General features: G+C 55.6%; 8 protein-coding genes, 2 tRNA genes and 3 rRNA genes. 4 read left to right on the top strand and 9 right to left on the bottom strand.

What is annotated here, in order from left to right; translation table 11 throughout:
* Positions 1-71: 71 nt before the first annotated feature.
* A complete protein-coding gene (locus LL947_RS00240) occupies positions 72-1013 on the top strand; it encodes a sodium-dependent bicarbonate transport family permease (protein ID WP_290821841.1) in 942 nt (313 codons plus the stop codon).
* 62 nt (positions 1014-1075) lie between these two features.
* Here the strand turns inward: LL947_RS00240 and LL947_RS00235 are convergent, their stop codons facing one another.
* The gene (locus tag LL947_RS00235; protein WP_499833589.1) at positions 1076-1873 is read right to left on the bottom strand and encodes a ribonucleoside-diphosphate reductase; all 798 of its coding nucleotides are present in this window, start codon (positions 1871-1873) and stop codon (positions 1076-1078) included.
* A gap of 79 nt (positions 1874-1952) precedes the next feature.
* Complete coding sequence (locus LL947_RS00230) at positions 1953-4064, bottom strand: adenosylcobalamin-dependent ribonucleoside-diphosphate reductase (protein ID WP_404415063.1); 2112 nt, start codon at positions 4062-4064, stop codon at positions 1953-1955.
* Between the two features lie 207 nt (positions 4065-4271).
* Between LL947_RS00230 and LL947_RS00225 the strand changes: the two genes are divergently transcribed.
* The gene (locus tag LL947_RS00225) at positions 4272-4910 is read left to right on the top strand and encodes a hypothetical protein (protein WP_404415060.1); all 639 of its coding nucleotides are present in this window, start codon (positions 4272-4274) and stop codon (positions 4908-4910) included.
* On the opposite strand, the gene LL947_RS00220 is transcribed toward LL947_RS00225, so the two are convergent.
* Entirely contained in the window at positions 4865-7567 is a 2703-nt protein-coding gene (locus LL947_RS00220; protein WP_499833588.1) for a bifunctional diguanylate cyclase/phosphodiesterase, read from the bottom strand. The two genes, LL947_RS00225 and LL947_RS00220, sit on opposite strands and share 46 nt — an antisense overlap.
* A gap of 363 nt (positions 7568-7930) precedes the next feature.
* Between LL947_RS00220 and LL947_RS00215 the strand changes: the two genes are divergently transcribed.
* On the top strand, positions 7931-8674 hold the full coding sequence (locus LL947_RS00215; RefSeq protein ID WP_404415055.1) for an SDR family NAD(P)-dependent oxidoreductase: 744 nt from the start codon (positions 7931-7933) through the stop codon (positions 8672-8674).
* Positions 8675-8744: 70 nt separating this feature from the next.
* Here LL947_RS00215 and rrf read toward each other — a convergent pair.
* The 6 genes from rrf to LL947_RS00185 form a co-directional block, all read right to left on the bottom strand.
* A 5S ribosomal RNA gene (gene rrf / locus LL947_RS00210) occupies positions 8745-8860 on the bottom strand.
* Positions 8861-9040: 180 nt separating this feature from the next.
* Positions 9041-11929 (bottom strand): 23S ribosomal RNA (locus LL947_RS00205).
* Positions 11930-12275: 346 nt separating this feature from the next.
* Positions 12276-12351, bottom strand: a tRNA-Ala gene (locus tag LL947_RS00200).
* A 125-nt stretch (positions 12352-12476) separates the two neighbouring features.
* A tRNA-Ile gene (locus LL947_RS00195) sits at positions 12477-12553 on the bottom strand.
* A gap of 86 nt (positions 12554-12639) precedes the next feature.
* Positions 12640-14172 (bottom strand): 16S ribosomal RNA (locus LL947_RS00190).
* Together the 16S, 23S and 5S rRNA genes with 2 tRNA genes alongside form the textbook arrangement of a ribosomal RNA operon.
* A gap of 403 nt (positions 14173-14575) precedes the next feature.
* A complete protein-coding gene (locus LL947_RS00185; RefSeq protein WP_404415052.1) occupies positions 14576-14713 on the bottom strand; it encodes a hypothetical protein in 138 nt (45 codons plus the stop codon).
* A 46-nt stretch (positions 14714-14759) separates the two neighbouring features.
* On the opposite strand from LL947_RS00185, the gene LL947_RS00180 reads away from it, so the two are divergent.
* Positions 14760-15785, top strand: a complete 1026-nt coding sequence (locus LL947_RS00180) for an aspartate carbamoyltransferase (RefSeq protein WP_499833587.1) — start codon at positions 14760-14762, stop codon at positions 15783-15785.
* Positions 15786-15814: the final 29 nt, after the last annotated feature.

Genomic DNA, 15814 nt, shown 5'->3' with positions numbered 1-15814 from the left:
AGTGAACTCGCTCGCAAAATGCAGCTTCTTTTTTGTGGTTCAAGCTTTGCCGACGCTAAGGAGCGCCTTGTATGCCGGATATTGTGGTGATGTTTTTCTTGCTGGGGCTGGTTGCCGGGGCAGTGAAATCCGATCTTGAAGTGCCCAAGGCCACCTACGACACCCTGAGCCTGCTGTTAATGCTGACCATCGGCCTGAAGGGCGGCATGGCACTTTACGGCAATATCCACTGGGGGCTGGTGCCCGAACTGCTGGGAGTGGCGCTGCTGTCAGCCTTCATTCCGCTGATGCTGATGCCGATACTGCGCCGTGTGGTACGCCTGTCTTCTGCTGATAGCGCCAGCATTGCGGCCCACTACGGCTCGGTCAGCGCGGGCACCTTCGCAGTGGCACTGGCCTATGTGGAAGCGCGTCAACTGACAGTCGGCAGCGAGGTGACGCTGTACCTGGTGGCCATGGAGCTGCCGGCCATCATGGTGGCGATTGCCTTGTTCCGGCGCCACCAGGGCGCTGCCGTCAAGGAAAGCACCAGCAAGCTATGGCATGAAACCCTGACCAACCGAGGGGTGATTCTGCTGACCGGCGGTGTGCTGATCGGTGCACTTTACGGCCCTGTTCAAGGCGCTGCGGTCACCGATCTTTTTACCAATGCCTTCAAGGGCGTTTTGGCGCTCTTCCTGCTGGAAATGGGCCTGACCGCCGCACAGACCTTGCGCCCTGTTCCCTGGCACCACTGGCGGCTGGTCACCTTTGCCCTGGTCACGCCGATGGTGCTGTCAATGCTGGGCATATTGGTCGGCATGCTGATTGGTTTACCGCTGGGCTCGGTGGTGATTCTGGCCGCCCTGGCCGCCAGTGCCTCCTATATTGCCGCGCCTGCCGCCATGCGCGCAGCGGTTCCCCAGGCCAATATCGGTTTGGCCATGCTGGCGTCGCTGGGCATTACTTTCCCGCTTAACGTCATGTTAGGCATACCGCTTTACCATCGGCTGATCGAACACTTGCTGGGCTGAAAAAGAAAAACCCGGAAACGAGGAGCGCTTCCGGGCTTTCAGATGGGCTATTTAGCCAGACTTCAACCGCATTTCGACCAGCCGCAACCGGCATAGCAGGTGGGGCAGCCGTCCATCATGATCAGCTCGCCGCGGCATTCCGGGCAGTGGCCAACCACAGCGGGGCCACTGCCTTCAGGCTTTTTTGCGCTGCTATCTGCCTCGTTGGCCGCGCCACCGATCGGCTCAACGGCACCGCTTGCGGTATCCGCTTCCGGCTCATTCGCGGGCGGCTGCCAGGCGTGGCCGTGTTGCATACGGTGATGATAGCGCTCCACCAGGGTTTCCACCGGCACCTGATTTCCGTCCTGGTCAAGAAACCCGCGGCGGTAAAGAATCTGCTGGATCGACCAGGCAATCGCCGAGACTTCCGAATCGTGGAACATGGGCTTGCCCCAGCGGTTCCAACCGCAGCGCACCAGCCCCTTGTCCCAGGCGACCTTGCGCAGATCGGCCACAGCCTGAGTCACATAACCACCGCGTGCGGCCAGTGACAGACTACGCATGGTCGCGGTGATCCACTGGTGCTCGCTGGAAAGCTGGCCGGAGGGGAAAAAGAACTCTACCGGGCGCTCAATCACCACCCGCTTGCCACCAACCACGCCCTCTACCGGCATGAAGGACACCAGCAAATAGACTTTCTTGCGGCCCTCAGCGCCCACATAGGAAATCTTTTCAGACACCGCTTCCAGAGTGCCTTCCGGACGCGACGGAATGCGCACCGTCAGCGGGTCCTCTTCCAGCAACGCTGCCGCCTGAGGGGCAGGCTCGTCCTGTTTGATGCGATAACCGACAATCTTCGAGGTAATTTCAACCGTCATGTGTGTTCTCCACGAAACCAAGCAAGTGATGGTAGCAGTATAGGGCATCCGCTACGCCCGGCGGCGCAGCGGGCGGCCCTTACCATTTGCCGTAAGTGCCTTCTTTCAAGCCATCAAACAGGTTGGCGGCGTTGTGTTCTTCACCATCGTAAATGACTTTTTCATCACCGCTCAGCTCGACGGTTTCACCATTTTCAAGCTCAAACACATAGGTGGTGTTTTTCAGGTCATCTTCGCGTACCAGTACGCCCTGAAAGGCCTCCGGGTTGAAGCGGAAGGTGGTGCAGCCTTTCAAACGGCTTTCATAGGCCTGCAGGTAAAGATCCTGGAACTTCTCGAACGGGAATTCAGTGGGCACGTTAACGGTTTTAGAAATCGCTGAATCCACCCACTGCTGGGCAGCCGCCTGAACGGCAACATGCTGCTCAGGGGTCACCGCATCAGCGGTAATAAAGTAATCCGGCAGATCGCTTTCTACCGCGTCCGAGGCAATAAAGTGACGGTAGGCGGCCAGCTCAAACGAGACAACCTCGACCTGCTCCTTGGTCTTTTTGCCTGACTGGATAATATTGCGGAAATAACGGTGCGAGAACGAAGGCTCGATGCCGTTGGAGGCGTTATTGCCCATCGACAGCGAAATGGTGCCGGTCGGGGCGATCGAGCTATGGTGGGTAAAGCGCGCGCCGTGCTCCGCCAGCTGGGCAACCAGTTCCGGTTCAAGCTCAGCGACCTTGGCCATATACTGACTGTAACGGGCATGCAGAATGCGCCCTGGCACTTTATCACCGATTTCGTAGCCGTCTTTTTTCAGCTGGGGGCGCTCACGCATCATCTTGGCGGTAATGGTGTGCTCTTCTGCCAGCACCGGCGCCATACCTTTTTCCCTGGACAGCTCCAGCGCCTGCTTCCAGCCTTCCAGCGCCAGGTGGCGGCTGACTTCCTCGGTGAAGGCCAGTGATTCCCTGGAACCATAGGGAATCTTGAGCATGGTCATGGTGGATCCCAGGCCCAGAAAACCCATGCCGTGACGGCGCTTGTTTTCGATTTCACGCTGCTGCTGGTCAAGCGGCAGGCCGGCAATTTCCACTACGTTGTCGAGCATGCGGGTGAACACCGCTACTACTTTACGGTAGCGCTCCCAGTCAAAGCGGGGCTTGTCACCGAAGGGGTCAATCACAAACTTGGTCAGGTTGACAGAGCCTAAAAGGCACGCACCTTCCGGCGGCAGCGGCTGCTCACCGCAAGGGTTGGTGGCCCGGATATCCTCGCAGAACCAGTTATTGTTCATGCGGTTAACCTGATCGATCAGGATGAAACCCGGTTCTGCGTAGTCATAGGTGGACGACATGATGGTGTCCCACAGCTCGCGCGCCTTGATAACTTCCACGATGCGACAGGCCACTCGGCCTTCATCGTCAAGCGTGTAGCCGTCTTCTACTACCGGCCAGTCCCGGTAGATCAAGTCTTCCGGCTTGACGTCGTCCTTCTCGCCCGGATGTAGCGGGAACGCCAGCGGCCAATCGGCATTGTCCTTGACCGCTTCCATGAATTCATCGGTAATCAGCAGGCTGAGATTGAACTGACGCAGACGACCAGACTCACGCTTGGCCTGAATGAACTCACGCACGTCCGGGTGGCCGACATCGAAGGTGCCCATCTGGGCACCACGACGACCACCGGCGGAAGCCACGGTGAAACACATTTTGTCGTAGATATCCATGAACGCCAGAGGGCCATTGGTGCCGGCACCGGCACCGAACACAAAAGCGCCCTTGTGGCGCAGGGTCGAGAAATCATAGCCAATGCCCGCCCCGGACTTCAGCGTCATGCCGGCATCAACAACCGAGTCGAGAATATCACGCATGGAATCGCGGATGGTGCGCGACACGGTGCAGTTGATCAGACTGACGGCAGGTTTGTACGCTTCAGCCCCGGCATTGGACAGAATCCGCCCTGCCGGAATGGCGCCGTGCTCCAGCGCCCATTGAAAGCGCGGCAGCCACTCATCCGCCTTGTCACCTTCTACCGCTGCCAGGGCGCGGGCCACGCGCTCATAAGTGGCACTGACATCCTGATCCACCGGTTGGCTGTGGCGGTCCTTGAGCCGATACTTGGAGTCCCAGATTTCCTGTGAAGGCGCCTGCAAGGGAACAGCATTGGATGTCTTTACGGCGTTGGCAGCAGTACTCATGTGGCAAAACTCCTTCATCTACGGGTTATTCTCGGCCCAAAACGCTGGGCATTATACGATCAACAACTCAGAAGTATAGACATGATAGACACCATATAGGCTAATTTTTTTGTAAAAAAATACTAGATATAGAAAAATCAGCAGCTTAGCCTTTTGCCTCAGCCAATGCCGTTGTAGGCTAGCATTTTTGCCTGGGAAGAACCTGCCATGGGTACGCGCACCTTTTGTAAGACATTATCCTTTACCCTTTTGGCTATTGGCTGTTTACCCGCCCTGGCGCTGGCCACGCCCTACAACATCAGCGAGGCCCAGCGCCATCAACATTGGCAGTCAATGGCGCTATCGCTTGGGGATGAGCGGCATTTTCGCGCGGTAGAAACCCATAGCTATTCGGATGCCACCTTCAGCGTCAATGCCACCCAGGGCATTTGTGACCTGCCCTGGCTTGAGTTGCGCGTTACCCTGGAAAACCTTCAGGGTGAGGACACCACTGTGAATATGGTGCCTACCCTGGTACGTGTCGACGACCGACCGATTCATCAGGGGGTAGCCGAGTTTATCACCCAGCGTGGCGACGACGGCTTTTACGTTCACTTTTACCTGAACGACCTGAATAATCTGCTGGAAGAAATGCCAGCTGGCGATCAGCTGTTTGTGGCCTTTGAACAGGATGAGCGCGACCCCTGGCACATGACGTTCAGCCTGCAAGGCGCCGGCGCCGCTTTGACCCGCCTCCAGGCAGGCTGCTCCAATGATGGTCGTAAGGATGAACGAGACGAGTTCCACCCGCCGACGTCACTTTACAGCGAAAGCGTCTCGATGGGAGATGGTCGCGAGAACCAATAACCCTGATAGGTCCGACAGCCTTCAGCGTACAGCCAATCGCGATGGGCGCAGGTTTCCACGCCCTCAGCGATGACCTCAAGTTCCAGACTGTGGGCCAGAGCAATGACGGTGCGTACGATCGCCGCATCCGCCGGGTCTTCCAATACGTCGCGTACAAAGGACTGATCAATCTTTAGCTGATCCAGCGGCAGACGTTTGAGATACGCCAGTGATGAGTAACCGGTACCAAAATCGTCCAGCGAGAAGCGCACCCCCAGCTGGCGCAACTGCTTCATCCGGGCGCGAATCACGTCAAGATCCTCCATCAGCAGGTTTTCGGTGACTTCCAGTTTGAGCCGGTGAGGGTTGGCGCCGGTTCGCTCAAGCACCGCTTCCACCTGAGAAACAAAATGCGGCTGGCGGAACTGATTGGGGCTGACATTGACCGCTACCGTCAATCCTTGGGTGGCCGCTGAACAGCCCCATTGCGCCAACTGGTGGCAAGCCGTTTCGAGCACCCACTCCCCGATTTCACCGATCAGGTGGCTCTCTTCAGCGACCGGAATAAAAATATCTGGAGGCACTACACCGCGAACAGGATGATGCCAGCGCACCAGTGCCTCAACGCCCATCACATCGCCTTCTGCGTTGACCTGGGTCTGGTAGAAAAGCGCCAATTCGTGACGCTCAAAGGCATAGCGCAGATCACCTTCCAGCTGGGCGCGGTCAACCACCGCTGCACGCATCGAGGGGTCGAAGAAGCGCAGCGCGTTGCGTCCGGCGGCCTTGGCCTGATACATGGCCAGGTCGGCCTGCTGGAGAATCGCGCTGACCCCGATAGCATCGCCATGAAAAAGGGTAATCCCGATACTGCCACTGATCTGCAAGGTGTGGCCTTCTACCTCAATGGGTTCCAGCAGGGCATCCAGCAGTTTCCGGGCAGTGGCGTCGGCGCCCTGCGTGGCGGCCGCTTCACTCTCGCCCAACTCGTGGAGCAAGACCACAAATTCGTCTCCGCCCAGGCGCGCCACGGTATCGCTGTCTCTGACCATACTTGCCAGCCGCTCAGCGACCCCTTTCAACAGTTCATCTCCCAGATAATGGCCGAGACTGTCATTGATGGTCTTGAAATTATCCAGGTCAATAAACATCAGCCCACTATAGAGCCCTTCCCGCTGAGTTTCCTTGAGGGCGGCTTCCAGGCGGTCGATCAGCAGGCGGCGATTGGGTAACAGGGTCAGCGAATCGTAAAAGGCCAGCTGATGAATCTCCTGCTCGGCGGCCTTACGCTGGGTAATATCGCTCAGCGTGGCTACATAGTGGGTCACCTCATGCTGGTCATTGCGCACCACACTGATGGTTAACCATTGCAGGTAAACGTCGCCACTCTTGCGCCGATTCCACACTTCACCCTGCCACCGGTTGTACTTGTTCAGATCGTGCCACATAGCACGGTAGAAGGCCTTGTCATGTTGACCGGAGCTGAGCAGCGCTGGGGTTTTACCCATTACCTCGTCTTCGCGGTAGCCGGTGATATCGCTAAAAGTGTGGTTAACCTGAATAATGCGGTTGTGGGCATCAGCGATAAACATGCCCAGATGAGTTTCAAACGCCATGGCAGCAATCTTGAGCTGGGCAGCTTCAAGCTCGGTAGCCTGCTGGGCCTGGGTGCGAGCAGCTACTTCCTTGGCCAGCTGGTTGCGATGCTCGCGCAGATCCTGCTCGGCCTCATACAGCTGGCGATAGTGGCGCAATGCCAGGATGCCCGTGCCAATCAATAATAGGCATCCTATCAGCAATGCCCAGAAACGCCGCCACCAGTCATACAGGTAGACAGTGGTATTTTCTCCTACGATCACCAACCAAGGCGCCATTGCCAACTTGTAGCCGGTAAACAGGCGCTGATCGCCATCCTGCGGTGACCGACGTATCCAGCTATCGCTGTGATGGTGGGATTCCAGAAACCTGGCCAGTTGCGGTGTGTCTACCCTTTTGTCAATCAGGGTGGACGCCTGACCATCCTCGCCGCTGCGCTGCACCATCAAAAGCCGGGAAGTGTCCAACAGCGCTATGCTGTTACCGTCACCTAAGGGCAATTGATTGACCAGATTCACCAGATGGTTGGGCGATAGCCAGGCCACCACCAGAGCTTCCAATTGCCTTTCACTGTTTTCAATTCGTAACGCATGCAGCAGGTAGGGCGTCTGTTCGTCATCGTTGACGTGAAAAACCCGAGAGACACCACTTTGCTGGCCGTTATCGGTGTTCAAGGCAAGCAGTAGCGTCCAATCTTCCGCAGAAAGAGAAATGCCATGAGTGCCGGCTATGACGCTGCCTTCCGGCGTGATAAGCGTCACCTCGTTCCAGACCGGCAGGCTATGGCGGCGGCTGTCCATCAGCCTGTTCAGCTCATGAGCCGACAGATGCCCTAAGGCCATGAGTTGATACAGTTCATTGACCCCGCGCAGTGAATGCAGCGAAGTCTTTAGCGCGCTCTCCAGCCATTGGGCTACCATCTGGGCGCTGGATTCGGTACGCGCCTGAGCCAGTTGCTGTTGATTGTAATAATAATGGCGCATTTCCCAGGCAACCAGTCCCAGCAGACCGGCCAGCAGCGCACAAGCGCTCCAGGTGGCGCGGCGTGGTGACATCCAGCGGCTCAGCAGAGCGCGTAACATTATGCTAGACCCCCTTCAGCCCCATCTAACCGGCTAGGCACGGCATGTTGTTAAGGTTCTTGGCCTGATCAGCCAAGGCCACCAGGAGTTCCCAGCGGTCTTCCGGTTGTCAAACGGTTACCCCCACCTATGCTTTATCGCCCAATGTTTGGCCGTAAGTAGGAATCCATGATGACTCTGACGTCATCCAGCTTTTACTATAGCAAGCCATACTATGTCCCATGGCGCTGACCGACACCATAGCAAGTACTGACTCATCAGCGCGGTTCAACATCCTGGTTTTTTCCCAGTATTTGTATTGGGCATGGACAAATGTTATACAAAAAGCTTCAATAGTAGGATACTTACTGACTGGAGCTTGTTATGTTATTGCCCCATTTACCTGATGCATTTACTGCCGTGGTAGTCGGCGCTGGCGGTGGTATCGGTCAGGCAGTGGTCAAGGCGTTATCTGATTCACAGCGACCTTCGCGTATCATTGCTGTCAGTCGCTCACCCCTAACGTTTTCTGACCCGCGTATCGAAGCATTAACTGCTGATCTCAGTCAGGAAAATGGCCGTACTGCTCTTCAACAGCATCTCGATAAACAACCCGTCCACCTGGTATTCAATGCCATCGGTATCCTTCATGATGACACTGATGGTATCGCCCCTGAAAAGCGCATGGACGACATCGACGCTGATCATTTTGCCAGGGTCATGCATATCAATGCGGCCACGCCTGCCTTGCTGTTGGCCGCTATCAAGCGTTCCCTGCAAGGTAAACATCCTGTCGTGATTGGCAGTCTGTCAGCGCGCGTGGGGTCTATTGGCGATAATGGCTTTGGAGGTTGGTACAGCTATCGTGCCAGCAAGTCAGCCCACAACATGTTGATGAAGACGCTTTCGATCGAGCTTAAACGGCTCAACAAGCAGTCTATTGTCCTTAGCTTGCATCCAGGCACCACAGATACGGGGCTTTCCAGGCCTTTTCAGGGGCGTGTTCCTGAGCATAAGCTGTTTACACCTGACTTTGTGGCGGCAAGTCTCCTGGACGTCATGTCGCAACGTACACCCGATGACACAGGTAGCTTCTGGGATTGGGCGGGTGAATCCATCGAATGGTGAATCGTGAGTCGTGATTCGTGAACACAAAAAACCCCGAACAGGTACCTGTCCGGGGTTTTTCTTAATAAGTGCCTGACGATGACCTACTCTCGCATGGGGAGGCCCCACACTACCATCGGCGCTAAGCGGTTTCACTGCTGAGTTCGGCAAGGGATCAGGTGGTTCCCACTCGCTATGGTCGTCAGGCGTAACAGGTGATATAGCAGGCTGATTCAGCGGCGTTCTGGGCCACTGCGTAATGTCTGTGATCGTCTCTTCGTATCCGGCTTTCTTGCGTTTCGCTTTCTTGCTGTTGCAAGTTCTGCTGTTGCAAGCTCTGCGCTTTCGCGCGTCGTTATCACTGCGACCAGACCCCTTGGGTGTTATAGGGTCAAGCCTCACGGGCCATTAGTACACGTTAGCTCAACGCCTTGCAGCGCTTCCACACCGTGCCTATCAACCAGCTGGTCTCGCTGGGCCCTTCAGGAGGCTCTAGGCCTCAGGGATGTCTCATCTTGAAGGGGGCTTCCCGCTTAGATGCTTTCAGCGGTTATCCCGTCCGCACTTAGCTACCCGGCAATGCCACTGGCGTGACAACCGGAACACCAGAGGTGCGTCCACTCCGGTCCTCTCGTACTAGGAGCAGCCCTTCTCAAACATCCTACGCCCACGGCAGATAGGGACCGAACTGTCTCACGACGTTCTAAACCCAGCTCGCGTACCACTTTAAATGGCGAACAGCCATACCCTTGGGACCGACTTCAGCCCCAGGATGTGATGAGCCGACATCGAGGTGCCAAACACCGCCGTCGATGTGAACTCTTGGGCGGTATCAGCCTGTTATCCCCGGAGTACCTTTTATCCGTTGAGCGATGGCCCTTCCATACAGAACCACCGGATCACTAGAACCTGCTTTCGCACCTGCTCGACGTGTCTGTCTCGCAGTCAAGCACCCTTATGCTCTTGCACTCATTGCACGATGTCCGACCGTGCTGAGGGTACCTTCGTGCTCCTCCGTTACGCTTTGGGAGGAGACCGCCCCAGTCAAACTACCCACCACACACTGTCCTCGATCCGGATAACGGACCTGAGTGAGAACGCCCATGATGCCAGGCTGGTATTTCAAGGTTGGCTCCCCCCGAACTGGCGTCCGGGGTTCCAAGCCTCCCAGCTATCCTACACAGGCAACATCAGCGTCCAGTGTGAAGCTATAGTAAAGGTTCACGGGGTCTTTCCGTCTAGCCGCGGGTACACCGCATCTTCACGGCGATTTCAATTTCACTGAGTCTCGGGTGGAGACAGCGTGGCCATCATTACGCCATTCGTGCAGGTCGGAACTTACCCGACAAGGAATTTCGCTACCTTAGGACCGTTATAGTTACGGCCGCCGTTTACCGGGGCTTCGATCAGGAGCTTCTCCGAGGATAACACCATCACTTAACCTTCCGGCACCGGGCAGGCGTCACACCCTATACGTCGTCTTGCGACTTGGCAGAGTGCTGTGTTTTTACTAAACAGTTGCAGCCACCTGGTATCTTCGACCGGTTCGGGCTCGAGGAGCAAGTCCTGTCACCCTAGGCCGGCGTGCCTTCTCCCGAAGTTACGGCACCATTTTGCCTAGTTCCTTCACCCGAGTTCTCTCAAGCGCCTGGGGATTCTCACCCTGACCACCTGTGTCGGTTTGGGGTACGGTCGCACATGATCTGAAGCTTAGAGGCTTTTCCTGGAAGCGTGGCATCGATGACTTCCTGACCGTGGTCAGTTCGTTTCGCATCTCGGCGTTGAGCACCCGGATTTACCTGAGCGCTCGGCCTACATGCTTTCACCAGGACAACCAACGCCTGGCTCACCTAGCCTTCTCCGTCCCCCCATCGCAATCATGTCCGGTACGGGAATATTGACCCGTTTCCCATCGACTACGCCTTTCGGCCTCGCCTTAGGGGCCGACTCACTCTGCTCCGATTAGCGTCGAACAGAAACCCTTGGTCTTCCGGCGAGGGTGTTTTTCACACCCTTTATCGTTACTCATGTCAGCATTCGCACTCGTGATACCTCCAGCAAGCTTCTCAACTCACCTTCATTGGCGTACACGACGCTCCTCTACCGCTCACACCTAAGTGTGAACCCGTAGCTTCGGTACCTGATTTAGCCCCGTTACATCTTCCGCGCAGGCCGACTCGACTAGTGAGCTATTACGCTTTCTTTAAAGGATGGCTGCTTCTAAGCCAACCTCCTAGCTGTCTGAGCCTTCCCACATCGTTTCCCACTTAATCAGGATTTCGGGACCTTAGCTGACGGTCTGGGTTGTTTCCCTTTTCACAACGGACGTTAGCACCCGCTGTGTGTCTCCCACGCGTCACTCACCGGTATTCGGAGTTTGCCTCGGGTTGGTAAGTCGGGATGACCCCCTAGCCGAAACAGTGCTCTACCCCCGGTGGTGCTGCCTGAGGCGCTACCTAAATAGCTTTCGAGGAGAACCAGCTATCTCCGAGCTTGATTAGCCTTTCACTCCGATCCACAAGTCATCCAAATCTTTTTCAACAGATCCTGGTTCGGGCCTCCAATTGATGTTACTCAATCTTCACCCTGCTCATGGATAGATCGCTCGGTTTCGGGTCTATATCCCGCGACTGCTTCGCCCAGTTAAGACTCGCTTTCGCTACGGCTCCCCTAATCGGTTAACCTTGCCACGGAATATAAGTCGCTGACCCATTATACAAAAGGTACGCCGTCACGGAACATGTCCGCTCCGACTGCTTGTACGCACACGGTTTCAGGGTCTATTTCACTCCCCTCTCCGGGGTTCTTTTCGCCTTTCCCTCACGGTACTGGTTCACTATCGGTCAGCCAGGAGTATTTAGCCTTGGAGGATGGTCCCCCCGTCTTCAGTCAAGGTTTCTCGTGCCCCGACCTACTCGATTTCACATGATCAGATTTTCGACTATGGGGCTATCACCCGCTATGGCCGCGCTTCCCAGCGCCTTCGTCTAATCAGTCACATGCTTAAGGGCTGCTCCCCGTTCGCTCGCCGCTACTGGGGGAATCTCGGTTGATTTCTTTTCCTCAGGGTACTTAGATGTTTCAGTTCCCCTGGTTCGCCTCTTGCGCCTATGTGTTCAGCGCAAGATACTCACCTGTTGGTGAGTGGGTTTCCCCATTCAGAAATGCCCGGGTCACAGGTTGTTTGCCACCTCGCCGAGCCTTATCGCAGGCTTCCACGTCTTTCATCGCCTCTGGCTGCCTAGGCATCCACCGTGTGCGCTTCATTGCTTGACCCTATAACCCGAAGGAGTCTGGTCGCACAATGATAACGAGTGCCGGATACGCTTGAGACGTATCACATAACACTATTACGTACACCTTCGTCGGGCAGGGACTCACCACGCGGTGCGTTGTGAATCGCTGACCTTCAGAAGGATTATCAGCATTGCTATATCTTGTTAAAGAGCGACTGTTCGATGAACAGTGATAAGGCAACGCCCGCGGGCGAACTGACTTATCAATGGTCACAAAACAACAACAAACGGTTGCTAGCATGGCAGGTAATGGTGGAACCAAGCGGGCGGTGCGACGTTTCGCTCGAACCGCTGACCCAACATGGTCAGCCCAGCATCGGACGTAATGGTGGAGCCAAGCGGGATCGAACCGCTGACCTCCTGCGTGCAAGGCAGGCGCTCTCCCAGCTGAGCTATGGCCCCAATGTTTTTGCTAAGCTTTTGCTAATAAGCCCTCCTCTTGCCATAAATTTCTGTGAGACAAGGCAAAATGCGACGACGTATAGCCTGCTATACGAGGAGCATTTTAACGCAGTATCGCAGGAATTTGGTGGGTCTGGGCAGACTTGAACTGCCGACCTCACCCTTATCAGGGGTGCGCTCTAACCAACTGAGCTACAGACCCAAGAGGGGGTCAAGCTTCTACCGTTTGCTCTATTATCTGATCAGGTAATTCATTGTGAGCGCTTACCGCGAGGATGATGCATCGTTTAAGGAGGTGATCCAGCCGCAGGTTCCCCTACGGCTACCTTGTTACGACTTCACCCCAGTCATGAACCACACCGTGGTGATCGCCCTCTTGCGTTAGGCTAACCACTTCTGGTGCAGTCCACTCCCATGGTGTGACGGGCGGTGTGTACAAGGCCCGGGAACGTATTCACCGTGCCATTCTGATGCACGATTACTAGCGATTCCGACTTCACGGAGTCGAGTTGCAGACTCCGATCCGGACTGAGACCGGCTTTAAGGGATTCGCTGACTCTCGCGAGTTCGCAACCCTTTGTACCGGCCATTGTAGCACGTGTGTAGCCCTACTCGTAAGGGCCATGATGACTTGACGTCGTCCCCACCTTCCTCCGGTTTGTCACCGGCAGTCTCCTTAGAGTTCCCACCATTACGTGCTGGCAAATAAGGACAAGGGTTGCGCTCGTTACGGGACTTAACCCAACATTTCACAACACGAGCTGACGACAGCCATGCAGCACCTGTCTCTGCGCTCCCGAAGGCACCAAGGTATCTCTACCAAGTTCGCAGGATGTCAAGAGTAGGTAAGGTTCTTCGCGTTGCATCGAATTAAACCACATGCTCCACCGCTTGTGCGGGCCCCCGTCAATTCATTTGAGTTTTAACCTTGCGGCCGTACTCCCCAGGCGGTCGACTTATCGCGTTAACTTCGCCACAAAGTGCGCTAGGCACCCAACGGCTGGTCGACATCGTTTACGGCGTGGACTACCAGGGTATCTAATCCTGTTTGCTACCCACGCTTTCGCACCTCAGTGTCAGTGTCAGTCCAGAAGGCCGCCTTCGCCACTGGTATTCCTCCCGATCTCTACGCATTTCACCGCTACACCGGGAATTCTACCTTCCTCTCCTGCACTCTAGCCTGACAGTTCCGGATGCCGTTCCCAGGTTGAGCCCGGGGCTTTCACAACCGGCTTATCAAGCCACCTACGCGCGCTTTACGCCCAGTAATTCCGATTAACGCTTGCACCCTCCGTATTACCGCGGCTGCTGGCACGGAGTTAGCCGGTGCTTCTTCTGCGAGTGATGTCTTTCCTGGCGGGTATTAACCGCCAGGCGTTCTTCCTCGCTGAAAGTGCTTTACAACCCGAGGGCCTTCTTCACACACGCGGCATGGCTGGATCAGGGTTGCCCCCATTGTCCAATATTCCCCACTGCTGCCTCCCGTAGGAGTTCGGGCCGTGTCTCAGTCCCGATGTGGCTGATCATCCTCTCAGACCAGCTACGGATCGTCGCCTTGGTGAGCCATTACCTCACCAACCAGCTAATCCGGCATAGGCTCATCCGATAGCGGGAGCCAAGGCCCCCTTTCTCCCGTAGGACGTATGCGGTATTAGCCTGAGTTTCCCCAGGTTATCCCCCACTATCGGGTAAATTCCTATGCGTTACTCACCCGTCCGCCGCTCGTCAGCATCCAGCAAGCTGGATCTGTTACCGCTCGACTTGCATGTGTTAGGCCTGCCGCCAGCGTTCAATCTGAGCCATGATCAAACTCTTCAGTTTAAAATCATTGTGATGCTTACCTGTCACCCTGGGGCAACAGAAGCGCATCAAACTTGGCTCAAGGGTCAAACGAATTCATTTCAATTTACATTGTCATGACCGCTTGCCTTGATAGTTGGTGATTTATCACCCTCATCGGCAAGCACCCACATGAATTACCTGATCAAATTGTTAAAGAGCTGTTCGCGAGGCGGCGATACTGCCTTGCCAGTCGATGACCTGATTGGCTTGCCTCAGCGAGGAAGACATATTCTACGGCTTCCTGTGTGTTTGTCAACGACTGATTTCAGCGGCGTCGCCAGCGTGCTTTATTACCACCACTCGCTAACTTATTGACAAACCGAAGGTTTTACCTTCATCCACCGCAGGTGACAGTGTGCGTCCCCGGCAGCGGATGCGTACTCTAAGGCTTCGCTGCACAGGATGCAAGGGCTTTATGGAAAAACGTCACCTGATCGATTTCTTCCTTGAACTCACCTTCATCAAAAACGCCGATGAAAAGCGCTTCGAGCATTGGCTGGTTGCCAGTTACACTATGCATCTATTTTTGTTGATATCCGCATTCTTGCCTGAACCCGAGGTCCACGATGAGCCAGCACCTGCTAACCATCGATTCTTTAAACCGAGAAAGTGTCGATCACCTGTTACGCGTCGCCGCGCGCATGGAGCCGATTGCCAGTCGCCGTCAGGTTACGCGAGTACTAGAGGGTGCGGTACTCGGTAACCTGTTCTTTGAAGCCAGCACACGCACACGGGTAAGCTTCAACGCGGCCTTCTGCCGTTTGGGCGGCAGCGTCTGTGATACTACCGGCTTTACCTTTTCTTCTATGGCCAAGGGGGAGTCACTCTATGACACCAGCCGTGTCATGAGCGGCTACTGCGATGCCATTGTCATGCGTCATCCAGATCAGGGTTCAGTGGCAGAGTTTGCAGCAGCGACCAACGTGCCGGTTATTAATGGTGGTGATGGCCCGGGCGAACACCCCAGTCAGGCACTGCTGGATCTCTACACCATTGACAAAGAGTTCCAGCGACTGGGTAAATCACTCAAGGGCGCCCATATCCTGCTTACCGGTGATTTGAAGTATGGACGCACCGTGCATTCGTTGATCAAGCTGCTTTCCCTTTATGACCCGCTGCGCTTTACCCTGGTGTCTCCGCCAGGCCTTGAAATGCCATCAACCTTGATTGACCGGGTCATCTCCCGCGGCCACAGTGTCGAGCAGCGTGATTCCCTGGCCTGCGACTTTTCAGATCTGGACGTTGTCTATACCACTCGCATCCAGAAAGAACGTTTTACCGATGAGATGAATGAGAGCTTTCAGGGGCTCTCTCAGGACTACATGGTTAACCGGGACTTTGTTGATCAGCGCTGTAGCCAAAGCACCATTATCATGCACCCGCTGCCCCGCGATAGCCGCCCGGGGGCCAATGATCTGAATGTGAACCTGAACGGTGACCCGCGTCTGGCTATCTTCCGCCAGACAGACAATGGTATTCCAATGCGCATGGCGATTTTCGCTACGCTATTACAGGTCGATGAATTGATCGAAAAAGACATGCGACCAGTGCGCTGGTTTGTTCCTGAGCAGACGGGCACGCTGGACCGCTAACCTACGCAAGCTATCGCGGTTGTCGCCAG

The organism is Halomonas sp. BLK-85 (genome assembly GCF_044792155.1).
Taxonomy (GTDB): Bacteria; Pseudomonadota; Gammaproteobacteria; order Pseudomonadales; family Halomonadaceae; genus Vreelandella.
Note: the sequence above shows the minus strand (reverse complement) of the source record. Positions and strands in the feature narration are given on the sequence as shown.